The sequence below is a fragment of the Acinetobacter sp. Leaf130 genome (assembly GCF_001423205.1).
In the GTDB taxonomy this organism is placed as follows: Bacteria; Pseudomonadota; Gammaproteobacteria; order Pseudomonadales; family Moraxellaceae; genus Acinetobacter; species Acinetobacter calcoaceticus.
The window spans coordinates 136,014-162,245 of sequence record NZ_LMOE01000009.1 but is presented as its reverse complement, the minus strand read 5'-3'; the positions used below and the strand labels follow the sequence as shown (position 1 = coordinate 162,245).

At 39.0% G+C, this 26,232-nt stretch carries 26 protein-coding genes; 10 read left to right on the top strand and 16 right to left on the bottom strand.

From position 1 onward, the window contains the following. Nucleotides 1-7: 7 nt before the first annotated feature. The 8 genes from ASF86_RS17805 to ubiG form a co-directional block, all read right to left on the bottom strand. Nucleotides 8-991 (bottom strand): sulfonate ABC transporter substrate-binding protein, encoded by a 984-nt coding sequence (locus tag ASF86_RS17805; RefSeq protein WP_056484185.1) that lies wholly within the window; start codon nucleotides 989-991, stop codon nucleotides 8-10. A gap of 72 nt (nucleotides 992-1,063) precedes the next feature. Further along, complete coding sequence (locus ASF86_RS17800) at nucleotides 1,064-2,032, bottom strand: sulfonate ABC transporter substrate-binding protein (RefSeq protein WP_017389269.1); 969 nt, start codon at nucleotides 2,030-2,032, stop codon at nucleotides 1,064-1,066. Between the two features lie 332 nt (nucleotides 2,033-2,364). Continuing rightward, nucleotides 2,365-3,720, bottom strand: a complete 1,356-nt coding sequence (gene argA, locus ASF86_RS17795) for an amino-acid N-acetyltransferase (protein ID WP_045126142.1) — start codon at nucleotides 3,718-3,720, stop codon at nucleotides 2,365-2,367. 121 nt (nucleotides 3,721-3,841) lie between these two features. Further along, nucleotides 3,842-4,171, bottom strand: coding sequence for an RcnB family protein (locus tag ASF86_RS17790; RefSeq protein ID WP_004640333.1), 330 nt, complete (start codon nucleotides 4,169-4,171; stop codon nucleotides 3,842-3,844). Between the two features lie 241 nt (nucleotides 4,172-4,412). After that, nucleotides 4,413-4,826 (bottom strand): RcnB family protein, encoded by a 414-nt coding sequence (locus ASF86_RS17785; protein WP_004640334.1) that lies wholly within the window; start codon nucleotides 4,824-4,826, stop codon nucleotides 4,413-4,415. A gap of 217 nt (nucleotides 4,827-5,043) precedes the next feature. Further along, a complete protein-coding gene (locus ASF86_RS17780; protein WP_056484183.1) occupies nucleotides 5,044-5,790 on the bottom strand; it encodes a YciK family oxidoreductase in 747 nt (248 codons plus the stop codon). Nucleotides 5,791-5,858: 68 nt separating this feature from the next. Beyond that, entirely contained in the window at nucleotides 5,859-6,560 is a 702-nt protein-coding gene (locus ASF86_RS17775) for an HAD family hydrolase (RefSeq protein WP_081407763.1), read from the bottom strand. Continuing rightward, entirely contained in the window at nucleotides 6,557-7,270 is a 714-nt protein-coding gene (ubiG, locus tag ASF86_RS17770) for a bifunctional 2-polyprenyl-6-hydroxyphenol methylase/3-demethylubiquinol 3-O-methyltransferase UbiG (protein ID WP_032033329.1), read from the bottom strand. Before ubiG ends, ASF86_RS17775 begins: the two co-directional genes overlap by 4 nt. Before the next feature lie 180 nt (nucleotides 7,271-7,450). Between ubiG and ASF86_RS17765 the strand changes: the two genes are divergently transcribed. Continuing rightward, nucleotides 7,451-8,068 carry a thiol:disulfide interchange protein DsbA/DsbL gene (locus ASF86_RS17765; RefSeq protein WP_002120747.1) on the top strand — a complete coding sequence of 206 codons (618 nt, stop codon included), beginning with the start codon at nucleotides 7,451-7,453 and terminating at the stop codon, nucleotides 8,066-8,068. A 108-nt stretch (nucleotides 8,069-8,176) separates the two neighbouring features. Here the strand turns inward: ASF86_RS17765 and ASF86_RS17760 are convergent, their stop codons facing one another. Both ASF86_RS17760 and ASF86_RS17755 read right to left on the bottom strand, forming a co-directional pair. Further along, nucleotides 8,177-8,824 (bottom strand): TetR/AcrR family transcriptional regulator, encoded by a 648-nt coding sequence (locus ASF86_RS17760; RefSeq protein WP_005037677.1) that lies wholly within the window; start codon nucleotides 8,822-8,824, stop codon nucleotides 8,177-8,179. A gap of 137 nt (nucleotides 8,825-8,961) precedes the next feature. Continuing rightward, nucleotides 8,962-9,600 (bottom strand): TetR family transcriptional regulator, encoded by a 639-nt coding sequence (locus ASF86_RS17755; protein ID WP_003655781.1) that lies wholly within the window; start codon nucleotides 9,598-9,600, stop codon nucleotides 8,962-8,964. Between the two features lie 173 nt (nucleotides 9,601-9,773). Here ASF86_RS17755 and ASF86_RS17750 point away from each other — a divergent pair, with 173 nt between their 5' ends. The 6 genes from ASF86_RS17750 (at nucleotide 9,774) to ASF86_RS19495 (ending at nucleotide 15,937) form a co-directional block, all read left to right on the top strand. After that, nucleotides 9,774-10,799, top strand: a complete 1,026-nt coding sequence (locus tag ASF86_RS17750; protein ID WP_056484177.1) for a ferredoxin reductase — start codon at nucleotides 9,774-9,776, stop codon at nucleotides 10,797-10,799. 33 nt (nucleotides 10,800-10,832) lie between these two features. Next, nucleotides 10,833-11,996, top strand: a complete 1,164-nt coding sequence (locus ASF86_RS17745; RefSeq protein WP_056484174.1) for a fatty acid desaturase family protein — start codon at nucleotides 10,833-10,835, stop codon at nucleotides 11,994-11,996. A 174-nt stretch (nucleotides 11,997-12,170) separates the two neighbouring features. Then, a complete protein-coding gene (rph, locus tag ASF86_RS17740) occupies nucleotides 12,171-12,887 on the top strand; it encodes a ribonuclease PH (RefSeq protein ID WP_056484171.1) in 717 nt (238 codons plus the stop codon). 133 nt (nucleotides 12,888-13,020) lie between these two features. Then, nucleotides 13,021-13,155 carry a hypothetical protein gene (locus tag ASF86_RS20185; RefSeq protein WP_255787789.1) on the top strand — a complete coding sequence of 45 codons (135 nt, stop codon included), beginning with the start codon at nucleotides 13,021-13,023 and terminating at the stop codon, nucleotides 13,153-13,155. A 21-nt stretch (nucleotides 13,156-13,176) separates the two neighbouring features. Then, on the top strand, nucleotides 13,177-15,345 hold the full coding sequence (locus ASF86_RS17735) for a phosphocholine-specific phospholipase C (protein WP_056484168.1): 2,169 nt from the start codon (nucleotides 13,177-13,179) through the stop codon (nucleotides 15,343-15,345). 424 nt (nucleotides 15,346-15,769) lie between these two features. Further along, entirely contained in the window at nucleotides 15,770-15,937 is a 168-nt protein-coding gene (locus ASF86_RS19495; protein ID WP_081407761.1) for a hypothetical protein, read from the top strand. Here the strand turns inward: ASF86_RS19495 and nadC are convergent. Next, nucleotides 15,934-16,779 carry a carboxylating nicotinate-nucleotide diphosphorylase gene (gene nadC / locus ASF86_RS17730; protein WP_005049254.1) on the bottom strand — a complete coding sequence of 282 codons (846 nt, stop codon included), beginning with the start codon at nucleotides 16,777-16,779 and terminating at the stop codon, nucleotides 15,934-15,936. The genes ASF86_RS19495 and nadC overlap by 4 nt on opposite strands. 171 nt (nucleotides 16,780-16,950) lie before the next feature. On the opposite strand from nadC, the gene ampD reads away from it, so the two are divergent. Together ampD and murJ are read left to right on the top strand one after the other, a co-directional pair. Beyond that, the gene (gene ampD, locus ASF86_RS17725) at nucleotides 16,951-17,520 is read left to right on the top strand and encodes a 1,6-anhydro-N-acetylmuramyl-L-alanine amidase AmpD (RefSeq protein ID WP_017389265.1); all 570 of its coding nucleotides are present in this window, start codon (nucleotides 16,951-16,953) and stop codon (nucleotides 17,518-17,520) included. A gap of 72 nt (nucleotides 17,521-17,592) precedes the next feature. Beyond that, the gene (gene murJ, locus ASF86_RS17720) at nucleotides 17,593-19,143 is read left to right on the top strand and encodes a murein biosynthesis integral membrane protein MurJ (protein WP_171252353.1); all 1,551 of its coding nucleotides are present in this window, start codon (nucleotides 17,593-17,595) and stop codon (nucleotides 19,141-19,143) included. Nucleotides 19,144-19,191: 48 nt separating this feature from the next. Here the strand turns inward: murJ and ASF86_RS17715 are convergent, their stop codons facing one another. The 5 genes from ASF86_RS17715 to ASF86_RS17695 form a co-directional block, all read right to left on the bottom strand. After that, on the bottom strand, nucleotides 19,192-19,887 hold the full coding sequence (locus ASF86_RS17715; protein ID WP_056484162.1) for an FKBP-type peptidyl-prolyl cis-trans isomerase: 696 nt from the start codon (nucleotides 19,885-19,887) through the stop codon (nucleotides 19,192-19,194). A 49-nt stretch (nucleotides 19,888-19,936) separates the two neighbouring features. Next, on the bottom strand, nucleotides 19,937-20,662 hold the full coding sequence (locus tag ASF86_RS17710; RefSeq protein WP_056484159.1) for an FKBP-type peptidyl-prolyl cis-trans isomerase: 726 nt from the start codon (nucleotides 20,660-20,662) through the stop codon (nucleotides 19,937-19,939). A 190-nt stretch (nucleotides 20,663-20,852) separates the two neighbouring features. Next, nucleotides 20,853-23,036 carry a polysaccharide biosynthesis tyrosine autokinase gene (locus ASF86_RS17705; protein ID WP_056484156.1) on the bottom strand — a complete coding sequence of 728 codons (2,184 nt, stop codon included), beginning with the start codon at nucleotides 23,034-23,036 and terminating at the stop codon, nucleotides 20,853-20,855. Between the two features lie 18 nt (nucleotides 23,037-23,054). After that, nucleotides 23,055-23,483 (bottom strand): low molecular weight protein-tyrosine-phosphatase, encoded by a 429-nt coding sequence (locus tag ASF86_RS17700; RefSeq protein ID WP_056484152.1) that lies wholly within the window; start codon nucleotides 23,481-23,483, stop codon nucleotides 23,055-23,057. Nucleotides 23,484-23,487: 4 nt separating this feature from the next. Next, a complete protein-coding gene (locus tag ASF86_RS17695) occupies nucleotides 23,488-24,588 on the bottom strand; it encodes a polysaccharide biosynthesis/export family protein (protein ID WP_056484149.1) in 1,101 nt (366 codons plus the stop codon). Between the two features lie 358 nt (nucleotides 24,589-24,946). Here ASF86_RS17695 and tviB point away from each other — a divergent pair, with 358 nt between their 5' ends. Further along, nucleotides 24,947-26,221, top strand: coding sequence for a Vi polysaccharide biosynthesis UDP-N-acetylglucosamine C-6 dehydrogenase TviB (gene tviB / locus ASF86_RS17690; protein ID WP_056484147.1), 1,275 nt, complete (start codon nucleotides 24,947-24,949; stop codon nucleotides 26,219-26,221). The last annotated feature ends 11 nt before the right edge of the window (nucleotides 26,222-26,232 follow it).

Below are 26,232 nucleotides of genomic sequence, written 5' to 3'. Positions count from 1 at the left end.
ATTGAAATTACTTGGCAATCCAAACAGCTTGTTTGATGCTGATGGGTTTTGGAATGATGCCTTGTTGGGTAAAAATGTCTGCGAGCTGTTGTTGCTCAGCAATAACTTTGCTGTTGAGTGGCGCTGCCGATGATGGGCGTGGACGACGTTTAATGAATAAGTCACTGGTCGCAGGCTTAAGACCTGTGCTTTGCCCAATGGCACTTGCCGTTTCTGCTTGATGGCTTTGAACCCATTTGTCGGCTTGATTGATTTGTTTGATGAGTCCTGAAACGGCTTTAGGATGTTGTTTAACAAAATCTGGAGCGGCTAAATAAAATGTATAGTTCGGGCTTAAGCCTTTACCTGATGCAAGAACACGGGCTTGGTCTTCTAATTGTGCTGAAGCGAAGTAAGGGTCCCAAATTGCCCATGCATCAACGGCACCTTTTTGGAATGCAGCACGAGCATCGGCAGGCGTAAGCCAAATTGGAGTAATGTCGCTCCAGTTTAGGCCTGCTTTACGTACGGCTTGTACAAGTAAATAATGTGAACTCGAACCTTTTTGCAGCGCGATGCGTTTGCCTTTCAGGTCTTTAAGCTGTTTCAGTTGTGAGTTTTTAGGAACTAAAATTGCCGATGCCAGTGGTTTAGCCGCTTCATAAGCAATGTAATATAAAGGCTTGCCAGCTGCTTGTGCGTAGACTGGTGGGGTGTCTCCAGTGACTCCAACATCAAGTGAACCGACAGCTAAAGCTTCTAAAATTTGTGGGCCAGCAGGGAACTCATTCCAAGTAACTTTGGCATTTGGAAATTCTTGTTCAAATAATTTTTGCTGTTTGGCAATCGCAAAATTAATAGAGCTTTTTTGAAAACCAATACGAAGTTCTTTCACAGTTGGATCAATTGCCCAAGCTGGCGCTGCAATTGTTAAACCTAATACAGTGACTGCACTAATTCGTTTAGCTAACTGGACCCACTGACTTTTATTGAAAAATGACTGATGTTGCATATTGATATCCTTGTTCCCCTTGAGGCAAGGCACAGCATTTATATGGTTATTTAAGCCGTGCCTAAGCTGGGTTTATTTCAGTTTTAAAATGGCGTCTTGAATGGTGAGTTTGTTTGGAATGAGCTTTTGCGCATAAAAGGCATCAGCTACTTGTTGTTGTTCTTGTGCCACCTTGTCTGATATTGGCTGAACTCCAAAACCCATACGTGAAATGGAGGTTTTGAGTACATCAAACTCAAGTGCTGTAGGTTTTTCGAGTAGCTTGGCAGCTTCATCTTGATGTGTGCTGACCCATTCAGTTGTCTGATTAAGTGTCTGTACAACTGTGTTGAGAACTTTCGGATTATTTTCTGCAAACTTACGGTCAGCTAAATAGAACTGATGATTGCTTACCAAATTTTCACCTGTTGCTAAAACTCGTGCCTGAATTTGATGTTCAGCCGCTGCAAAGAACGGATCCCAAATCACCCATGCATCTACCGCACCTTTTTCAAAGGCAGCACGTGCGTCTGATGGCGGTAAATAAACAGGTTGAATATCACTTAAGCTTAAGTTGTTGGCTTCTAGAACTTTCAATAACAGGTAATGAACATTCGAGCCTTTATTAAGAGCAACACGTTTGCCTTTTAAATCTTTAATAGAGTGGATTGGAGAATCTTTTTGTACCAATAGTGCTTCTGCTTTTGGGGCAGCGGGTTGGTTTGCGACATAGACTAAATTTGGATTGGCAGCTTGAGCAAAGATTGGGGGAGCTTCACCTGCTTCACCAAGTGAAACGCTCCCTACATTCAAGCCTTCAAGCAATTGAGGGCCAGCAGGAAACTCAACCCATTTTACTTGCACGCCTTGATCTTTTAGTACTTTTTCTAGGTCACCACGGGCCTTTAAAATAGGAAGGATGCCATATTTTTGATAGCCAATATTTAAAGTTGTGGTGGCTTGTTCCTCTTTTTTGGCACAACCACTTAGCATCATCACTCCTGCTAGGCTGGCCGCGATGACTGAATATTTTGCCCATGAAGTGGTGTTGAAAAGTGCCATGAGGTTTCGTGCTCCCCGAAAGAGAAAAGAAAAAATAATTGGGTGAGCAGATACCCTAAAGGGATTTTTATTTCAGAAAAAATAAGTATTCGGTCTTTATTTATGCAAAAAAAAGCTAAACACAATAGGCTATAAACTTATGCAAAAAAATGATTTATCTAAAAGAAATATGTTTAATGAATTGTGATTAAGTTGATGTAAATAAAATAAAAAATATTAAAACATTAAAAATAGAGATTTAAAAAAAGTACAACCATAAATTAATAGCATTTATGGTTGTACTTTTTTAACTAAGCTTATCTGAAATAAGAATATCTTAAAAAGAGCAAAGGCTAAGGGAGCAGCTTTTTAAACACTAAAGAATTCCTTTGGTAGTTATAGAGCGCTTGACGAGCATTGGGCAACTCATCAACACTGACTTGATGGAAACCATGTTCTAAAAACCAGTGAGCGGTACGCGTTGTTAAAACGAATAATTGATGAATACCTTGTTCTTTGGCTTTTTCTTCAAGGAATTGCAGAATTTGGCTACCACGGTTTGATTTACGATAACTTGGATGCACGGCAACACAGGCAATTTCTGCAGAACGAGTTTCGTTAAACTCAGTCGGAATTGGATAAAGTGCAGCACACGCTAGAATCATACCGTCGCGTTCAATGACAGCAAACTGGCTGATTTCTTGCTCTAAACGTTCTCGTGAACGATAAACCAAGATGCCTTCTTCTTCTAAAGGGCGTAATAAATTCATTAAACCACCCACATCTTGAATATGGGCTGTGCGAACTTCTTCATAATGTGCATCGGTAATCATGGTACCTATACCATCTCGAGTAAATAACTCTTGAAGAAGGGCGCCATCATAGGCATATGAAATAAGATGTACGCGATGTACGCCAGATAAAGACGCTTTTTTGGCTTGTTGCAAATGTAAAGTGAGCGTTGGACTAATGGTTTGGTATTGTTGAATATAGTAGTCGAGCTGATGTGGGCTTAACTCACGTAATATTTGTTCATCCTCATTAAGAAGCCCTTGTTGTTCCCCAAGAAAAATGAGTTTATCTGCTTTTAAATAAGTTGCAGTTTTGGTCGCAACTTCTTCTGCTCTTAAGTTAAATACTTCGCCTGTAGTGGAATAACCTGTTGGCCCCAGTAGCACAATATTATGATTATCGAGGTGTCGATCAATCGCATCGGTATCAATAGAGCGAACCTCACCTGTGAGCTGGAAATCCATTCCATCACGAATGCCATAAGGTTTAGCAGTCACAAAATTACCCGATATCACATCTATTCGAGCGCCGTACATTGGAGAGTTCGCTAAGCCCATAGAAAGCAATGCTTCAATTTCTAGGCGAATGGAACCTACGGCACTCATGACACAGCCTAAAGATTCACGTGTAGTAATGCGGCAGTTGTCATAAAAAGGGGTTTCAATTCCTTTTTCTTTAAGATTTTGATTAATTTGCGGACGTGCGCCATGAACTAAGATTAAACGGATACCAAGAGAGTGTAATAAAGCAATATCGTGAATGATATGTTCGAAATTAGGATGACGGACTGCTTCACCACCAAACATCAATACGAATGTTTTATCGCGGTGAGCATTAATGTAGGGCGCTGAGTGTCGAAACCAGTGTACATAATGCTGGGTGTTATTATGCGACTTTTCTAAAGACTTGCTTGGCATACCGATCTCGAATCAACAGCAAAAAGATATAGAGATGATTCTAAACAAAAAAGATTAAAGTCGCATGTTTTAGATAAAAAAACACCCAAATCAGAGTTTGGGTGTTTAAAGAATTTTAGAATTAGTGAACAACTCTAATGATTTTGTGGCTTTGTTCATTTACCAGCACATAATTTCCGTTTACTTTGTACCATTTTTGGTAGCGACCCGGTTTAGTTAATTTTTGATGCTGACGATAGTCAATCACGTAACGTGAGTGTTGATATTCACGGGGTACAACTTGACCTGCTCGCCAAACATTACGATGGTCATCTTTTTTAATCACTTTAACGGTTTTTACTTCATGGTTTTGGTAATTGCCATGATGATTATGATCGTTAGGTGCTGCCATTGCTGTTGTTGCAACTAAACCACTGAGTGAAAGAACAATTGCTGTTGTTAGTTTTTTCATTGTAAACCTCGAATGATGAATTAAATTTCAATAACTAAAGATTAGTGAACAATTACAGATAAATCGTGGAGGCTACGAAGAATAAATGTGAAAACTAACGATGAAATAAGAAGAAATTAAGAAAATACGAAGTGTAAGACTATAAAAAATCTTTTTATTTTTAAAATATATAAGTAATAAAAAAGGATAAAACCCAGAGGCTTTATCCTTTTTTATTCAGCGATAGCGAGGATCTATCGTTTTAAAAACCACGAATACTAACAATACTATTAGAATCAGTGTCGACTAAAATATAGTCATTATTGATTTTGTACCATTGTTGACTGCGGCCTGGTTTCGGCAAGTTACTGTCTTTATAGTCGACTTTGTAGCCATTACCACGATAGTGCTGTGGCATCACATAGCCCGGCTGCCAGCGATGCTGTTTAAGGCGTTCAAAACCACGTTCCTCGCGCATACGGCGTTCGTCACGGACACGATCTTCATCATGATCACGTCCAAATCCTGGCCCACGATCGTTCCATTCACCGCGTGGTCCTCCACCTTTAGGACCTTTGGGGCCATGGCCTCGGTCAAAAGGAGGATCAGCAAAGCTCGCCATACTTGTAGTGAGTACGGCTATGGAAAGGGTTAAGATTGTGAACAACTTTTTCATGATGCATCCTCGTTTACATCTGATGTCTCTCATGTTGAATACTCTACGCGCAAAATGCAGAGAAACTGTGAAGATCATTTAATGGTTCAATTAAAATTACGGATAGATCAAGAGTTTTTATCAATAATAAAAAAGGCTTGTATATATCTTTTCAGGTATAGGCAAGCCAGATTTGATGATCGGCTGTAATTTTCTTTAGCTTTTCATCTTTAACATTTTAATCCTGTGCATCGATACTTTGACCATTGAGCGCCAAGCTATCTTCACCTATTAAATAGAGATAAGCAGGCAAGATCGACTCTGGTGTAGGTAGTGTTTTCGGATCTTCTTGTGGGTAGGCTTTAGCACGCATTGCGGTACGTGTCGCGCCTGGATTAATGCAGTTAAAGCGGATATTTGGATAAGTATTCTCCGCTGCAAAAATTTTGCTGACCGCTTCAATTGCAATTTTTGAAACAGAATATGCACCCCATAAGGCACGTGCTTCACGGCCTACGCCAGAGCTGGTAAATACGACAGAGGCATTTTCTGATTTTTGCAAAAGTGGTAATAGTGCTTGAGTCAAAGCAAAAGGCGCGCGCAAGTTAACCGCCATGACATCATCCCAAGTTTCGGTTGGATAATGTGCTAGTTCTACGCGCTCACCTAAAATACCCGCATTATGCAAAATACCGTCTAGGCGTCCAAACTGCTTTTCGAGCGTATCGACTAAAAAGTCATAATCACGGTCAGAAGCGCTCGAAAGCTGTAATGGTAAAATTGCTGGTTGCGGTGCACCTAGACTTTCAATTTCATCATAAATAACTTCAAGTTTATTTAAGGTTCTACCATGCAGTACAACGGTTGCGCCATGTAGGGCATAAGTCAGAGCTGCAGCTCGCCCAATTCCATCACCAGCGCCAGTAATTAAAATAATTCGATCTTTGAGTAGATCCGGACGAGGTTGGTATTCTGAATATTTCATTGGTAAACCTCCTTCTTTTTATATTGATAAAACGAATAACTGTTAAAAAAGCCTATAAAACTCTTATGTTAACTTATCATACGCTGATTTTCCTGTAGAGCAGGAAGCTTTTGACGTAACATATCGTGTAATTCTGTCACCGTATTTACAATCGAATCGGCCTGCCATGCAGCGAGATCATCACGGTGTTCGATTGGTAAATAGCCATATGCAGCCAAAATAGTATACATATTGGCATTGCGACCAGCATCAATATCACGTGGATGGTCACCCACATAAATAATTTCATTTGCTGGGATATTCAACTGTTTAGCCGCCAAATACATTGGTTCAGGGTCCGGTTTGGTTTTACTGACATCCTCAGGACATACCAAAACCGCGCAGCGTTCAGTCAGATTTAACTTTTCTAAAAGAGACTCGCTTAAACCACGAGGTTTATTGGTCACAATACCCCACGGAATTTCTTTAGCTTCTAAAGTTTCTAGAAGCGGATACATGCCTTCAAACAGGTCTGTATCGACCACAATGTTATTGCCGTAAATGTCTAAAAAGTTTTGGCGATGTGCCAAGAAAATCGGATTGGTCACATCCAGCTCTGGATAGACCAATTTAACCATCGCACGTGCACCCTCAGAAACCTGAGTACGAATTAGATCGGCATCAACAACCGGACGTCTTCCATCACGGCACATTTGCTGAATAATACGAATGAAGTCAGCAGCCGTATCGATAAGAGTACCGTCTAAATCAAATAAAACAGCTTTCATCATGCACCTGTATTGATCGTGTGAACCATATAATTAACGTCGACATTTGGCGCTAACCAGTAATGCTTGGTAAGCGGATTGTAGTGCAGTCCAGTCATTTCTTTTAAAGTAAGGCCTGCATTACGAATGTCATGTGCCATTTCAGATGGGCGAATAAATTTATGATAATCATGTGTACCTTTTGGCAACATGCGTAGTACGTATTCTGCACCAATAATGGCAAATAAATAAGATTTTGGGTTGCGGTTAATGGTTGAAAAGAACACATGACCACCCGGTTTAACCAAAGCCTGACAAGCTTTTACAATAGATGCAGGATCTGGAACGTGTTCCATCATTTCCATGCAAGTCACTACATCGTATTGACCAGCTTGTTCTTGTGCTAATTCTTCTACAGGAATTTGGCGATATTCAATATTTTGAACATTGTCTTGTTGAGCATGCAAACGGCCTACAGCTAGTGGTGCTTCACCCATATCAATACCGAGTACATCTGCTCCACGACGTGCCATGCTCTCAGCCAAAATACCGCCACCACAGCCGACATCAAGTACTTTTTTACCAGCAAGTCCGCCTACGCGTTCATCAATCCAATTTAAACGTAGTGGATTAATTTGATGAAGTGGGCGAAATTCAGAATGTTGATCCCACCATTTGGCAGCAAGTGCTTCAAACTTTGCGATTTCTTGTAAATCAACATTCAATTGCGACATGGTGCTACCTCTAAACTTGAGTTATCTTTTTGGATGTAGTTCGCCGTTAGTGTAGCGATTATTGGGAAAAAAGCGATAAACCCAATAAAAAACTTCACAGAAGCAAAACGAATTTAGCATATTTGTTTTATATTTAGGGCATAAGCTAATGCATAACAACTTAGAGGAAAAGCTGTAGCAATGAAAAAATTGGTTTTGGGTGGTTTGAGTGCAGCAATTATGGCCGTATCGGGTAGTGCAATGGCAGCAGATTTTGTTGCTGGTAAAGACTACACCGTGATTGCCAATCCAGGCAAAGTGGAAGTCCCGGGGAAAATCGAAGTTCGAGAGTTCTTTTGGTATGGATGTCCACACTGTTTTAAACTTGAACCGCATATGCAAACGTGGTTAAAACAGATTCCTAAAGATGTGCGTTTTGTACGTACACCAGCTGCAATGAATAAAATGTGGGAACAAGGGGCGCGTACATATTATACATCTGAGGCATTAGGTGTACGTAAACGCACGCATTTACCATTGTTCCATGCGATTCAGGTGAACGGTCAACAAATTTTTGATCAGGCTTCTGCAGCTAAGTTCTTCACACGTTACGGTGTTCCTGAACAGAAATTTAATAGCACTTACAACTCATTTGCTGTGACTGCAAAAGTTGCTGAATCAAATAAACTTGCTCAACAGTACCAATTAACAGGTGTTCCTGCGGTTGTAGTTAATGGTAAATATGTCGTGCAGGGTGAAGATGGTAAAGTCACTCAAGTTCTTAATTATTTAATTGAGAAAGAACGTAAAGCAAAATAAGTTGTTTAGGCTTTACTTCAAAAATGGGCTTCATCTGAAGCCCATTTTTATTCAATTAAAATTTATATCGATGTTCAAATTTTTGTTAATTATCACGAAATATTTCAATTAATTTTTTGGGTTTTCATCTTCAATTTGGAAATTTAAAACATCAAAATTAACTGTTTGGGTTGGTAGCGATAAGGCCTGATTAATATATAAATTAATTAACTTTTGGCGAGAACCAATAGAACGCTGGTAATACGTAGAATTTAAAAGCAATGATGCGCCATAAGTCAGTGACCAGATGTAAGACAAATAATCACGAATCGACATATCATAATTTAATGATTTTAAATAATTTTCAGTAATATCTTTAATAGCTAAAATGCGCTGTTGGCGGATTTCATAAAGTTCTTCGAAAAGATGCTTCAACTTAGACTCTGTCATCGTCAGATTTTCTTCAAGTTGATGCAATAGAATCGTTTTTCCAGGCGTAAGCAAATGGTGAAGCATGTAATGAGGAGCATACTCTTTGAAATCTGTATTATATTTTTTAGAAATTTCTAAAATTTGCTTTTCATTTTGAATAATTAACTCAAGTAGAAGCTCATTTTTGCTTCTAAAATGCTTATAAAGTGTGCCTTTAGCAATATCCAGCTCGGCCACTAACTCATCTAGAGTAATTTCCTGATTGTTTTCTAGTAACAATTTTTCTGCCACGCTCAGAATTTTTTCTTTGCGCATCAAAAACTGTGTATGACGATCAAGATTCATAGGTATTCCCACACCAGTTTGGCCTAACTAATAGTTTACTTCCTGTAAAAAGAAAAAGACTTTTCTCGAAATTTTTAGCCTTTTTCTTTCTCTCTTTACGTATTACCACATAACCTGTTTTTTGTCATTTGCCGCTTTTACCGTTCCCAGTTTGCAATCCCTCTAAAGAGTAAGCGAACTTGTGTAGAGGCATTTTCGATAAAGGCAGTTTGTTGCTGTTTGAGCTGCTCGTCTTGATATTGTTTAGATAGGTTGAGCCACGTCATTGCCCATGTAAATGACATGTTGGTCAAAATAGTAGACAAGACATTTAAGTCTTGAGGTTGTTGAATATGTTTAAAATTTTCGAGTTTGGTAAGATCGGTTGTTAAATCTTCAATCAGAAATTCGATTTCTCGGGCAATTGCTGCACGAACCGTTTCTGAACCTCCCCAACGTTCGGAAATCATAAATTGCCACTGCTTAGGGCTATGATTTACCGCCTGAACAAATAGCTCAATGCTGGTCTGAGTTTTCGTAGATTTATGTTGTAAATAACTTTGACCCAATTGATGTAAAACACTCTTTAAGTGTAGTGCGACTTGATCAACCAGTTCTTTACCAAGTTCATCCATGTCTTGAAAATGACGATAGAACGCTGTCGGTACCAAACCAACTTCACGTGCAACTTCACGCAAACTGATACTACTGAACGAACGCCCAGACGTGCTCAGATGCAAGGCTGCATCAAGGAGTGCCTGACGACTTTGCTGTTTTCGTTCATCCCGTATCGACATTAAAAGAACCTATTTAAACCGTGAGCCAGAGTCTAACAAAAAAGAGCAAACTTTCATAAAAAAAATAGTGAACAAGTGTTGACTGAGTGAACAGTTATAAATATAGTGTACATATGTTCACTATACGAACATGTGTTCACTCAAATAAATAGCCAGATACAAAAGAGGAACGTATGAACGCAACACTTAGTTATCAGCCACATTTGGTTCGAGAAGATTTCGTTGATTTTGTTTTGCAGAAAATTAACGTGACTTGGGCTTGGAAACGCGTACTTGCAGAAATTACCGCAGTTCAGTCTCTACATACCGATATGGTGCTTATCAAGCTAAAACCGAATCGTAATTTTAAATTCGATCAGGTATGTGCTGGACAAAGTATTTTATTGACCCTACTTATAGATGGGGTTTACCACCAGCGTAGTTATTCAATTATTGAAGTAACGAATGAAGGTGAAATCTCTTTAGGTATTAAAGTACAAGGCTTAGTGTCTAGTGCAGCTCAACTATTACATGTTGGAGAGTGCATTGAGATTTCACAGCCACAAGGTGATTTTACTTTGCACCAAGGCCAGCAACCTGCGATTTTAATTGCGTCAGGTAGTGGCATTACTGCAATTTATTCACTTTTGCAGCAAGCTTTGAAACAGCAGCTCGAACAGATTCATGTCATTTACTTTAATCGCGCAGAAATTTTTCATGCTGAATTAAAAGCTTTGGCAGAAAAGCATCCAGAGCTTCAATATCATTTTTTTAATACCACTGAGCAAAAGCAGCATTTAGATGCGAAATTGTTGGCGAAACTGGTCCCGAACTTTAAAGACCTACAAATGTATGCATGTGGTCATCACGGCATGATGCGTCAGGCACAAGATATTTATAAGCAACATGATGTGTTGGAAAACTTCCATCAAGAGTTTTTCATGCCTGTTCAAATCGAACAGTCTAATGAAGCACAACCAATCATATTTCGTCGTTCGCAACAAAACTTTCTTGCCACGACAACGTTATTAAGCAGTGCAGAGCAAGCTGGTTTACGTCCACAGCATGGTTGTCGTATGGGTGTATGCAACCAATGTACGTGTACCAAAGTCAGTGGTGTCACCCAGAATATATTAACAGGTGAAATTGACGATCAACCAAATCGTGCAATTAAGTTATGCGTGAACCAAGCCCTTAGCCCAGTCACGATTGATCTATAAAAACAAACATAAAAGAGATTTGAGGATACCATTATGAATATGGCAGTGGAAATTAAAGCAACATCAAAATCGGCACATTTAACCCCAGAGCAAACAGAAGCTTTTGGTCGCCGCATTGAAGAAATTCGTCTTGAAGTGATGAAAGATCTCGGGGAAGAAGATTCAAAATATATTTACAAAGTACGTAATTTTGTACGCTACACCGAAATTGCATCACGTGGCATGTTGATGTTTGGTGGTTGGATTCCACCAGTATGGTTGTTGGGTACGGCTATGCTAGGCGTATCAAAAATCGTTGAAAACATGGAACTCGGTCATAATGTGATGCATGGTCAGTTTGACTGGTTAAATGATCCAACGCTTAACGGTGCAACCTATGACTGGGATACGGTGTGTACTGGTGAAGACTGGAAATATACCCATAACTATAAGCATCATACCTATACCAATGTGTTTGGCATGGATCATGATATTAGCGGTTATGGTGTAATGCGCATGAGCCGTGAGCAAAAGTGGGAACCTCGTTTTTTATTCAACGTGCCAATGGGTTTTGTATTGTCAACGGGTTTTGAATGGCTACTGGCTTTGCAACGTCTAGAGATGGAAAAAGTGTTGTTTGATGGCACCAAAACTTGGAAAGAAGTGTATGTAGAATCTAAAAATCTACGTAAAAAAATGGTACGTCAGTTTGGTAAAGATTATGTGCTATTCCCACTAATTGCAGGACCAATGTTCTTGCCAGTATTGGCTGGTAACTTTTTTGCTAACTTGATCCGTAACTACTGGGCATCGACCGTGATTTATTGTGGTCATTTCACAGAAGACTCTGAAATTATCACTGACAATATTGATAATGAAACCAAAGCAGAGTGGTACTTGCGTCAGATCCGTGGTTCAGCAAACTTTACTGGCGGTAAAATCATGCATTTCTTGAGTGGCAACTTGAGTCATCAAATCGAACATCACTTGTTTCCTGATGTACCTGCCAACCGCTATCAAGAGATGGCACCTAAAGTACGTGAAGTCTGTGCAGAGTTCGGTCAACAGTACAATACCGCGCCCTTTGGATTTCAAATTTTGAGTGTGTATAAACGTCTGGCTGTTCACTCTTTGCCTGACAATGTGGTTGATCGTTTAGTGGCGACCAAGCGGACCTTTGTTGAGGCGGTAAAAGGCATGTTTGGCAAAACTGCTTAATAAAGATAGAGCATTGTTTAAGGTATTCCAAATAGCTCCTTTTAAGGGGCTATTTTTATTTTTGAGTCATTAAAAGTGCAGACTTACATTTGAAAGTAGGGAATAAACTCAACCTGTCAAAATCCTTTGCTATACTATGCCCAGATTTGTATTTAAGAGAAGTTAGGAAGGATTATGCGTATTGACCAACGTGAATTAGACCAGTTACGTGAAGTAAAAATCACACGTAATTATACCCATTATGCAGAAGGTTCAGTTCTGGTTGAGTTTGGTCACACCAAAGTCCTTTGTACTGCAAGTATCGATAATTCGGTTCCACGGTTTTTAAAAGGAAAAGGACAGGGCTGGGTCACTGCTGAATATGGCATGTTACCGCGTTCAACACACTCACGTTGTGACCGTGAAGCAGCGCGTGGTAAACAGTCGGGCCGGACACAGGAAATCCAACGTCTGATTGGTCGTAGCTTACGTGCTATGGTCGATTTGAAAAAGCTTGGCGAAAATACCATTACTATCGACTGTGATGTGATTCAGGCAGATGGTGGTACACGTACTGCATCAATTACTGGTGCGGCTGTAGCATTGGTTGATGCTATGAATGTTTTATTGTCTCAAAAGAAAATTAAGCATGATCCGCTTAAAGGATTAGTTGCTGCAATTTCTGTGGGTATGTATCAAGATGAAGTATTGCTTGATCTTTGTTATGAAGAAGATTCGAACTGTCAAACTGACTTAAACGTAGTGATGACACAAGCTGGTGAATTTATTGAAATTCAAGGTACAGCCGAAGATAAACCATTTACCCGTGCACAAAGCAATGCCATGTTAGAAATGGCTGAAAAGGGAATTGCCGAGCTCGTTAAAAAGCAACAAGAAGCTTTAGGCTGGTAATTTTACACTTTCCAAAAAGCGCATCTTCGGATGCGTTTTTTTATACCTTCATCAAATCGACATAAAAACATCACTTGCCTGTCACTTTTACGCTTTATTAGTAGTTCGCATTTAAACCGTTTGGAAAAAACCAATGCGAAAACTTTCACTTTTATTAATTACATCTTTAGCACTTATGCTCAGTGCTTGTAACGATGATAACGACTCAGACAATTCATCGCCAACAACACCGCCGACCAGTAATTGCAAAATGCACTGTGCACCATAATAAGAACTCAGGATAGAACTAATGAATCGTCGCGAATTTCTTTTAAATTCTACAAAAACCATGTTTGGGACAGCTGCTTTAGCGAGTTTCCCGCTTAGTATTCAAAAAGCCTTAGCTATTGATGCCAAAGTTGAAAGTGGAACTATTCAAGATGTTAAACACATCGTGGTTCTGACTCAGGAAAACCGTTCTTTTGATAATTATTTTGGAACACTAAAAGGCGTGCGTGGTTTTGGAGACCGCTTTACCATTCCAATGACCGAAGGCCGAAAGGTTTGGGAACAATATGATGCTAAGAAAAATAAAATATTGCCTTACCATTTGGATAGCCGCTTAGGAAATGCACAGCGCGTTTCAGGTACACCTCATTCATGGTCCGATGGTCAGGCCGCTTGGGACAATGGTCGAATGAGTGATTGGGTCACTTATAAAAAGCCACAGTCGATGGGATATTATAAAAAGCAGGAAGTGGAATATCAGTTTGCATTAGCCAACGCTTTTACCATTTGTGACGCTTACCATTGTGCGATGCATGCCGGTACCAATCCAAACCGTAAGTTTATCTGGACCGGAACGAATGGTCCTACAGGTGCAGGTGTTGCGAGTGTTGTAAATGAGTTTGATGGTATTGGTCCTTCAAATGAGGGTTATGAATGGACGACCTATCCTGAGCGCTTACAACAGGCTGGCGTTAGCTGGAAAATCTACCAGAATATGCCGGATAACTTTACCGACAATCCTCTAGCAGGTTTCAAACAGTACCGCCGTGCAAATGAGCAGTCGGGGCAACCTGTAAGTAACGATGCTCTCGTTTGCCCTGCATACGATGAAAAGATTGATGCAACACAGCCGCTTTATAAGGGTATTGCTAACACCATGCCGGACGGTGGTTTTTTAGGAACTTTTAAAACAGATATTGCTCAAGGAAAATTACCGCAAGTAAGCTGGTTGGTTGCTCCTGCAACTTACAGTGAACATCCAGGGCCATCTAGTCCTGTACAGGGTGCTTGGTATATTCAGGAAGTATTAAATGCTTTAACTGAAAACCCTCAAGTTTGGAGCCAGACGGTTTTATTAGTGAACTTTGATGAGAATGATGGTTTCTTTGACCATATTCCTTCACCAAGTGCACCTTCTAAAGATGAAAAAGGTGTAGTTCAGGGGAAAACGACTTTAAGTGATCAACAAGTGTCTTATGAGTACTTTACTCATCCAGCAGTCGCTACAGCAAAATCTCAACCCGCAACAGATGGACGTGTTTATGGACCGGGTGTACGCGTTCCCATGTATGTGATTTCACCATGGAGTCGTGGGGGATGGGTGAATTCACAAGTCTTTGACCATACTTCTATTTTACAGTTCTTAGAAAAGCGTTTTGGTGTGCAAGAACCAAATATTAGTCCATACCGTCGTGCCGTGTGTGGTGATTTAACGACAGCTTTTGATTTTAAAACACCGAACCTTTTGCCTGTAAATGAGTTAGTAGGTAAGAAAACAAAAGCAGAAGCCGATGCTATTCGTGTTGCTCAAGCTTTATTGCCACAAGTTCCGGTTCCAAGCCAGCAACAATTTGCACAGCAGGAAATGGGCATTAGACCTTCACGTGCTTTGCCTTATATTTTGCATACCAGTGCTAAAGTTGATGCAGCACAAAAGACAGTCAAGCTGATGTTTTCAAATACAGGTAAACAGGCAGCGGTTTTCCATGTGTATAACCGATTAGATCTTACAGCGATTCCACGCCGTTATATGGTTGAAGCGGGTAAACAGTTAGATGATGTCTGGAATGCTACAAATGGGCAGTACGATTTATGGGTACTTGGGCCAAATGGTTTCCATCGTGCGTTTAAAGGCAATTTAAGCCAAGCTAACCAGACTCAAGCATTGCCAGAAATTAGAGTGTGTGTAGAAGAGTGTGATGCGAATTTATATTTAAAAGTGCGTCATGATGGTAGTAAGTCAGTCAAGCTGACAGTCAAAGCAAATGCTTATCTTGCAAATAAGACATGGAATATAGAAACCGATCATTCTGAAAAAGAACTGGTTTGGGATATGTCTGAATTTGGTGGCTGGTATGACTTCACTGTGACATTAGCTGATGATGCTACTTTTAGCCGTCGCTTTGCTGGCCGTATTGAAACCCAAGAAGATTCAATTTCTGATCCATATATGGGTTATTTAGAGTCTTAAGTTGCTATAACGGATGAGTGATTAAGCTGAAGTTTTGGGTTAATAATTTATTTTAAATTAGCTAGCACGACGGAGTCTTATCGTTTATTCATCCAGTGGAAGTAGCTAATTCGTTACTTTGGTTTTGCCCAAAGTGAGGTACGTAACAAAGATTAATTAATCTTTGTTACGTACCGAAAGACAAAGACAGGCTTAAAACATTCTTGCGCTTCGACAAAGCTATAATCGCTTTGTCTTGCTCAGGTTGTAGATGACATCTCGCACAATCTAATGTTGGGAAATATAAATGAAGAGAGGTAATATCTTGTTGTGTAGATGAATAATGAAAATAAAGACTTACCTTCTGTAACAGAATCTCCTAAGCCTGGTCATATTTATCTTTTATTGTAGGATCTTAATTTTTTAAGAGTGATGGGGAAAATTTATGCTACAAGGTTTTATTGTATTATTAGCAGTAGTTACATTTGTTTTAATGACTGCTGATCCACGTGATAGTGGGGCACAAGCGACTCAGTCAGCATGGCAGAAAACTCAAGCAGCAGACATGACCAAGTCGCAAAAAAATACTAATAACGATGTGGACTTTATTTAAGCATTAAAACGCATTGATAAATCAACAGCTCTAACGTCTTTAGTCAGCACGCCCATAGAAATGTAGTCAACACCTGTGGTGGCAACTTCCCGTAAGTTTTCAATGGTGATATTGCCTGATGCCTCTAACTTACAACGGCCTGCAACATGTTTTACAGCATCAATCATTTGCTGTTGACTAAAGTTGTCTAGCATAACAATGTCTGCACCAGCTTCAAGTGCTTGATTTAGCTCATCCCAAGTTTCAACTTCGACTTCAACAGGTTTACCCGGTGCAATTTGATGGGCTTTGGCAATTGCCTGAGCAATACCACCTGCTGCCATAATATGGTTTTCTTTAATTAAGAACGCATCAAATAAACCTAGACGATGGTTTTGACCACCACCAACAGCTACAGCATATTTTTGTGCAATACGTAAGCCTGGCAAGGTTTTGCGTGTATCGAGGAGTTTTGTATTTAAACCTTCGAGCTGTTGAACATATTCAGCTGTTTTTGTCGCAACCGCAGATAAAGTTTGAATAAAGTTTAAAGCAGGGCGCTCTACAGTAAGTAAGCTACGTGCAGAACCAGCAAGTTTTAAAAATGCTTCGTTTGCAGCAACACGCTCGCCTTCTTGTTTTAACCAAGTCACTTGAACAGTATTGTCATAAGCTGAGATGAGCGCATTTACCCAAGGTTGGCCAGCTAAGACCATATCTTCGCGACTAATAATGGTTGCAGTGGCTTGCTCATCTTCAGGTGTGAGCATGGCGGTAATGTCACCGTCCCCAATATCTTCTTGTAATGCTTGTTGAATATTGATTTGAATTGATTGTTCAAGCAAAGACTGAGGTATGCTCATACGGTTTCCATTTTGTCGATGACCCTAAAACTTGCGATATATTAGCACCGTCGACTTTAAAAATAAGCTGTTTTATGAGATTAATCGCGATAAACAATCGCATTTACTACTTTGAAAAGTAGATAACTGTTTTAAACTAAAACAATTGGCAAGCAATTTATTGGCATCTCAATGAAGCAAATCACACCGTATGAAGTTATAGATGGGCAATTAAAAGGGGCGAGACAAATCCCTTCTCCAAATTTTAACCAGCGTCCGACTGGTACCGAAATTCAAATGATTGTTGTTCATAATATTAGCTTGCCACCATCTCAATTTGGAGGCGGGTATATTGAGCAGTTTTTTCAAAACAAGTTAGATTGGTCAGTTCATCCTTATTTCCAGACCATTGAGGGGATGCAGGTTTCTACGCATTTGCTGATTTTACGTAGTGGGGAAGTCCTACAGTTTGTTAATTTTAATGATCGGGCATGGCATGCAGGGCGTTCGAGTTATTTAGCCAAAGTAGAATGCAATGATTATTCAATTGGTATAGAGCTTGAAGGAAGTGATGATTTGCCCTTTGAAGAAGTACAATACGACGTATTAACCGACGTCGTTACTGCCATTCGTCAGGCTTATCCTGAAATTAAAAACCATATTGCAGGACATTCAGATGTTGCGCCCGGCCGAAAAACTGATCCGGGACCTTATTTTAAATGGCAGCATTTTAGACAATTGTTGGGTCAGAAAAAAACTTGAGTTTGTTCATCATTTCACAACGAAAAGATTTTCTAGTTTCATTACAATAGCGTCTTTCGAATATAGCTGTAGGTGAGTACGATGGCATTATGGCGATCGACTTTTATTGTCAGTGCAATGACGATGTTATCACGAGTGTTAGGGTTAGTGCGTGACGTCGTATTGCTCAACGTGTTTGGTGCGGGTAAAGATTTCGATACCTTCGTCGTCGCTTTTCGTATTCCCAACTTCTTTCGACGATTATTTGCCGAAGGTGCCTTTTCTCAGGCTTTTATTCCAGTATTAACTGAATATAAAACAGGCCGGGCACACGCTGAAGTGCAGATCTTAATTAGTCGGGTATTTGGCTGTTTGCTGACAGTCATGACCCTACTAACTTTTGTCGCTATGGTTCTAGCCCCAGCAATCATTTATATGTATGCCCCGGGTTTCCATAATGATCCTGAAAAGTTCGATTTAGCCGTCAGTATGTTCCGTCTGACCATCCCTTATTTATTGTTTATGTCGCTGACCGCTTTTGCCAGCAGTATTTTAAATAGTTATGGATCGTTTGCTTCACCAGCTTTTTCACCAGTTTTGCTGAATGTCGCGATGATTGCAGGCGCATGGTGGCTTACGCCGTATATGGCTGAACCGATCAAAGCATTAGGTTGGTCAGTGGTTGTGGCAGGGGTGTTGCAGTTAGCTTTGCAGATTCCAGAATTATGGCGTAAAAATCTGCTGATTCCACCTAAAGTTGATTTTAGACATGAAGGTGTAGAACGCATTTTAAAGTTAATGCTGCCAGCATTATTTGGGGTATCTGTTACCCAGATTAACTTGTTATTAAATACGATTTGGGCATCTTTCATGCAAGATGGTTCAGTATCTTGGCTCTACAGTGCAGAGCGTATGACTGAATTGCCGTTAGGTTTAATTGGTGTTGCGATTGGTACAGTGATTTTACCTTCACTTTCTGCCCGTCATGCAGAACAAGATCAAGCAAAGTTCCGCGGTATGATCGACTGGGCTGCAAAAATTATTGTATTAGTTGGCTTACCAGCAAGTATTGCCTTATTTATGCTTTCTACACCGATTATTCAGGCATTATTCCAGCGTGGCGAGTTTGACCTACGTGATACACAAATGACAGCTCTAGCACTGCAATGTATGAGCGCTGGTGTGATTTCGTTTATGCTGATTAAAGTCTTTGCTCCGGGTTTCTATGCACAGCAAGATACCAAAACACCTGTACGTGTCGGTTTAATGTCAGTCGCAGCGAATGCTATTTTAAACGTTATATTTATTGGTTTCTTTAAGCTGATTGATTGGCACGCAGAGCATATGGCACTTGCTTTGGCATCTTCAGGCTCGGCTTTGGTGAATGCAGGTTTACTCTACTTCTATTTGCATAAGCGGAATATTTTCCGATTTGGTTCACATTGGAAAAAGCTGTTTCTTCAATATGGTTTAGCGAACCTTGCCATGATTGCAGCACTTTGGTTTGCATTAAATTGGTATAACGGTGAACTTTCACAGTGGTTACGTGTTGCCGAAGTGGTTGGATTGTGTGTAGTCGGCGTAGTCGCTTATCTGGTTGCTCTCGTCGTTACAGGTTTTCGTCCTAGAGACTTAAAACACTAAAAATAAAAAAGCGATCTTAAATGATCGCTTTTTTTATATCTAATGAATTTATTTCGGTAAAACTTGTAGTAATTCAATATCAAAAATTAAAGTACTGTTTGGGCCAATACTGTCGCCAGCACCGACCTCACCATAAGCAAGATTAGCCGGAATAAAGAAGCGAGTCTTTCCGCCTTCTTTCATAGTCTGTAGACCCTCTGTCCAACCAGTAATTACTTGACTGAGCTGAAACTCAACTGGATGATTACGGGCAATAGAACTATCAAATACGGTCCCGTCGAGTAAACGACCTTCATAATTTACTTTAACACGAGATGTGGCTTTCGGCTTTTGACCATTACCTTCTTTTAATACTTGGTATTGAAGACCAGATTTAGTCGTGATTACACCTGATTTTTTTGCATTGTCAGCAAGAAATGCTGTACCTGCTTGGGCATTCTGTTGACCTGTTTTTTGAAATTCGACGAGTTGTTTGGCTTCTAAGGTTTTCTTATAGTCATTAATCGCTTTTGCCATTTCTTCATCAGTTAGGCGTGCTGTTTTACTTTGTGCGCCTTCTTGAAGACCTTGGTAAAAAGTATCAAGATTTAGATCTGTTAATGCATCAGTATTATTACGACCCATCAAATAGCCATAACTATAGCTAAATTGTTCTTTTGCTGGGCTTTTATTTGTTATAGGAGTTGCAGCAAGAACAGATAAACTCATTGTTGATGCTGCAATAATTAGACCAATTTTTTTCATGCCGTTTTCCAAAAAAAAGGAGAGTAGTGTTCTACTCTCCTGAATGTTTTTATTTCACTGAAATGAGTTCTACATCAAAAATCAGCGTACTGTTTGCTGGAATACCAGGAACTTCCTGAGGGCCATAGGCAAGATTCGATGGAATGAAGAACGTCGCTTTACCACCTTCTTTCATCAATTGAAGTCCTTCAGTCCAGCCTGGAATAACCTGATTGAGTGGAAACTCAACTGGCTCACCGCGTTTATAAGAACTATCAAAAACTTGACCATTAATTAAACGGCCTTCGTAATGTACTTTAACCATAGACTGCGCAGTGGGTTGTTTACCTGTGCCTTCTTTAGTAATGATATATTGCAAGCCAGACGCCGTAGTTTTTACACCAGCTTTTGTTTTATTTTCTGCAAGAAATTGAGCATCGGCAGACTCAGGAGCAACACCAGCAGCTTGTTCTGGTTTATTCTGTTGCTGCATTTTTTGCTGTAATTCTTTTTCATAAGCGGTTACAGCAGCTTTTAACTCTTCTTGAGTATAAGCACTTGGCTGCTTGCTGCGAGCATCATGAATCCCTTTCACAAATGATTTTGTATCTAGTTCAGGCGGAGTTTGCTGAGCAACTTCATATCCAAGAACATAACTAATTTTTTCAATTGGGGTGGCATTTTTATTTGCCTTGCTTCCGACTTCTGTGGTCGGATGTTGGCTTGCATAATATACTGGTACAAGTGCAGCACCGCCTAAAACTACAGCGACAGCAATGGGTAAGGCTTTACTCATAAAAGGTTCCAAAAATAATCATTTGAGTCTAAAAAGGCTGCTTTTGATCTTAGCATGCTTAAGCATAGAATGTTTAAGAAAAAAAACGAGTGGTTTTTTATATATTTTAGTTAGTTTTAGTAGGGATGTACTTAAAAAATCTTAAATAAAAAACCGGATCATTTGATCCGGTTTTTTTATGACTTTACGCTTAATCTTCTTTTTGTGCTTTGTAAGCATAGGCGTAGTTATAGCCGTAACCATAACCCGCGCTAGCACGTTGAATGTCATTGAGAATAAAGCCGTTGACTTTAACACCTGCTTGTTCAAAGCGATTAAGTGTTAATTCAAGTTCTTTCATTTGTGACTTAGCATAACGAGCAACAATTAAGTTCACACCAGTATATTGCGAAATAATAATACCATCGGTTACTGCAAGTACTGGTGGAGTATCAATAATGATGTGGTCATATTGACTTTGTAGCTGTTCAAGTAATTCTTTAAATTGGTTTGAGCTTAGAATTTCTGAAGGATTTGTTGGGCTCTTACCACGTGTAATCACATCAAGGTTAGCAACTTGAGTTTTGTGCAATACTTTTTGTAGGTCAGCTTGACCACTTAGCAATTCAGAAAGACCTGGTTTGACATCAACATCAAAATATTTGTGCATATAACCACGACGCATATCTGCATCGATAAGCAATACTCGCTTATCTCCTTGCGCAAAAATTGTTGCAAGATTCGTCGAAATAAAGGATTTACCTACTTCTGGAGACGGGCCTGCAATCATAATGATATTATTTTTCGCACTCGCCAATGCAAAGTGAATTGCAGTACGGATACTACGTAAGCTCTCAATTGCAATATCATCACTATTTTTAACTGCAAGAATAGGAATATTCTTCTTCTTCTTTAAAATTTTAACGCGACTTTCTTGAATTGGAGAACGTGGTACTGTTGCATAGACAGGTAAATCTAATTCATTTTCAATTTGGCCAGAATCCTTAATGCCTGTACGTAACATATTGCGTAGTAAGGCAATTAATGTTCCTATAAAACTGCCTAAGAATAAAGATAAGATAAGGACTTGTAATTTTTTAGGTTTAATTGGTTCGACTGGTTCAACAGCAGTATCAACGACACGTACGTTTCCAATTTCACCAGCTTTTGCGATACGAAGCTGTTGATAAGAATTTAATAATGCAGTGTAAAGCTGAGTTTTTACTTCAACCTCGCGATACAATTGTAAATATTGACGTTGTACGTCTGGTAATTGTTTTAAAGTACTGTTGAGCTCACCAATTTGTTTATTGACTGCTGAAAGCTGGCCATTAATTTCACGCATTGCAGGATGGTCAGCAGTATATTTTGCGGCCATTTCTGCCTGCTTCTGTTCAAGCTCTGCTTTCTTTGTTTCTAAAGTAATACTTTGAGTTAAATAAAGCTCTGATTCTTTGGTCACATCAACTGTGTTGTATTGCTGACGGAATTTATTAAATTGACGCTCAGCATCATCTAGTTGTTTCTTAAGATCAGGTAATTGTTCATCTAAGAATTTTAAAGTTTGAGCAGATTCAGCCGAACGGCGTTCAATATTTTGTGCACTATAAGTTGCCAAAATTGCATTTAAAACTTTAGTGATATGCTCTTTGTCTTGACCTTGATAATTTAAACCTAAAACACCTGTAAGCTTACCGCGTTCTGCGACTGAGTAGTTTAAGCTAAGTGCATTTACAGTAGCTGGTATGGATAAATTTTTAATATTATAAGTTGGATCGAGTTGATCTTTGGTAAAGATTGCAACTTTCCAAAGTCCATGTGGCCCAGCGACGTGATTAGCTTGATTTAACGGAACAGTTAATATTACTTCTTCTGTTTCCGGGTCGGTCAAACGCAAGGATTGTTTATCAAAATTAAGAAATAAATTTTTGTCTAGATAGTACGCTGGTACTTCAAATTCACGAATTTCAAAACTTTTTAAATCATCTTTAAATAAAACTGATTTTTTAGTGTATTCAGTTTTATAGTCAGTATCGCTTAATAGGCGATGAGTAAGCGTATTTTCAGTGCTGGAAACTTGGATATTCAGATGTAAGTCTTTAATGACCGAACCCAAGACCAGACGAGACTTTAAAATTTCAATTTCAGCTTGAGCAGGAGACTTTTGCTCAATCATATTAGATAAATCACCTAAAAGTGCAGCAGAAGCCCCTTTGCTGTCTTCAACTTGAACCAAAGCATCAACCGAATAGGTGTCTGGTGTTACACGTAAATAGAGCAGCGCACACACAAGGCTTAAAATAATGCAGAGTGCGATTAGCTTCCACTGAGCAATCAGTGAAAAAAACAATTCTTTTAAATCAATTGTATCTTCGGTGTTTGTATTTTGGTTCATAAGTTTAAAATCTTGGTGTTAAATATAAGGTTTCCAATCAGCAATGCACTGTTGAATAAGTTGACAGGTTTCATCAAAAACAGCTTGATCGTGCTGGTAGGGATCAGGCACATTTCTGTTTTGCCAATGCCCTAAGCGATAGGTTTTACCTTTTGCAAAGGGCCATACTTGCTCAATATGTTTTTGCTGGTTGTGACTCATGACCAAAATAAGGTCAGCTTTTTTAATATGTTCAGCATTTAATTTTCTTGCAACATGAGGTTGCATATCAATGCCTAATCGTTGCATACAAAGTTTTGCTTTTTCATCAGCTTGATGACCAATAAGCCCAGAAATACCAGCAGACTCAATATTTAACTGAGGATATTGTTGTTTTAAAAAATATTCTGCCATAGGACTTCGGCAGATATTTCCAATACAGACCACCAAAATATTCTTAAATTGCATAATACTATTGTCCCAAACGGTCTATGTTATATAACGCACTTGAGAATGGAATAATTTGATTGACAACACGTTGCCAGCGGGTTAAGCCTGTCGCATCAACATAAACAATATCATTACTACGTAACTTAAACTGATTCGCTAGGCCAAAATCACCAATACTCATCAAATTTAAATGGTAAAGTTCAGTTGTTCTGTCATTTGGATTGGTACGTAACACATAGATTTTGCTAGCGCTGGCAGATAAAGGATTTAAACCTAAACTTTCACCTAAAGCATCACTTAATGTCATCCCTTGATCACGCATTGGTAAAGCTTGGTTTTTACCTGCTTCACCCATAACGTAAATCTTTTGATTTTCGCGAGTACTAACATAAAGTGTATCATTTGGCTGAATCAAGAGCTTATGCAATGAATAGCCAGCTTTCTCTAAATCAATTGTGTTTAGATTATAGGTTTGACCATTTCGAATGAGTTGAATATAAGTATTATCACCCATTGTAGTGACACCACCAGCCATGCCAAGTGCTGAATAAACACTTACAGGTTGATCGCTTAAGTAAAATTGCCCACCTTTTGTGACGCTGCCTTGCACAGAAAAGCGCTGACCTTCGTAGGACAGTACTCTTACAACAACGTCTGGGTTTTTTAAGAAACGGGCTAGTTGGCCACGCAATTCACGGTTCACTTGAGCAAGAGTTTTACCAGCTGCCTTATAGCGACCTACTAAAGGAAATTGAATGTAGCCAGTTTGGTCGATTGGATAACCACTTGCCTGAATCGACTGTTCATTGTTTATATTATTTACTGGTGGAGTAATTTCAGGATATGCCCAAAGCTGGATGGAAAGAACATCACCTGAGCTTAGTTTGTATATAGGTTGTTGATTTTTAAATAAAGTTTGGTAGTTGTTGCGATAATTAGTTTGCGCAGGTTGGATTGCAGGTAGTGTGTCTTGAGAGATTTTAACAACATTAACTGTAGTTCCGAGATCGGTTCTATACACACCCTCATCTGGAATATCATAAGTTTGTAAACCAGAAGTGACAGCACAACTAGCGACACTTAAACTCAAGGCAAGAACAGAAAAAAACTGACAATATTTCACACGAAACCCTTTGTGTATTTATCTTTAATTGATATCAATTGATATCGTTAATCGTTTAGCACTAAGTGCTTATCTTAGATATAGACGTTGTGATTCTAGCCGAAAAAAAATTAAAAAACACAGAAAAATCGTACAGCTTTGTATGATTAATTTATTTGTATAATTTAGAATTTCTAAGAGAACGGGGATTGGCTTCTTAAAAATTACTTAAATATAACCAGAGAAAAAGCTTGTAAACACTTTTATACAATTGCTTTATAGTTGATGAAAAAAAACTGATATAGTTACGCACGACAATATCCAGTCAAGATATATTTTTTATTATATATACAATTTGTAAGGAATAAGGCTAACTTTTATGCAACTTGCCGATTTAAGAATAGCGATTATAGGTTTAGGTTATGTAGGCTTGCCATTGGCAGTTGAGTTTGGCAAAAAAGTGCCAGTTGTGGGTTTTGATATTTATCAAAAACGTATAAGTGAATTAAAAAACGGTCAAGATCATACCCTAGAGGTTTCACCAGAAGAATTAAAACAAGCAGCTCAATTAAGTTACACTACAAGTTTAGAAGATTTAAAAGATTGTAATTTTTTTATTGTCACTGTTCCAACTCCAATTGATGATTATAAACAGCCAGATTTAACACCTTTAGTTAAAGCTTCTACTAGTATCGGTAAAGTTCTGAAAAAAGGTGATATTGTCGTATACGAATCTACCGTTTATCCGGGTGCCACAGAGGAAGTTTGTATCCCAGTGCTCGAAGAAATTTCAGGTTTGACATTTAATAAAGATTTCTTTGCTGGTTATAGCCCAGAACGTATTAACCCCGGCGATAAACTTCACCGCGTTACTAATATTTTAAAAATCACCTCAGGTTCAACACCTGAAATTGCTGATTATGTTGATGAAGTTTACACTTTAATTATTGAAGCAGGGACACATAAAGCAGCGAGTATAAAAGTTGCTGAGGCTGCAAAAGTTATCGAAAACACACAGCGTGACGTTAATATTGCCTTAATTAATGAATTGGCACTTATTTTTAACAAACTAGGTATTGATACAGAAGAGGTACTTAAAGCTGCAGGTACAAAATGGAACTTCTTACCATTCCGCCCAGGTTTAGTCGGTGGGCACTGTATCGGAGTCGACCCATATTATTTAACTCATAAAGCCCAAGCAATTGGCTATCATCCAGAAATTATTTTAGCAGGGCGCCGATTGAATGATTCAATGGGGGCATATGTTGTTACTCAACTTGTCAAAGGAATGATAAAAAAGAAAATTCAAGTTGAAGGGGCTAAAGTTTTAGTATTAGGTCTAAGCTTTAAAGAAAATTGCCCAGATATTCGTAATACAAAAATTATTGATATTGTAAAAGAATTACAAGAATATCATGTAGATGTAGATGTATATGATCCTTGGATTGATAGGGAAGAAACTCAACACGAATATGGTATTACGCCGGTTAATCAACCTACAGCAGGTCAATATGATGCTGTAATATTAGCAGTTGCCCATAACGAATTTAAAGAAATGGGTATTGATGCAATTCGATCTTTAGGTAAAACATCGCATGTTCTTTATGATCTGAAATATGTTTTTGCTCAATCTGAGTCAGATATCCGTCTATAATAATATTTGTT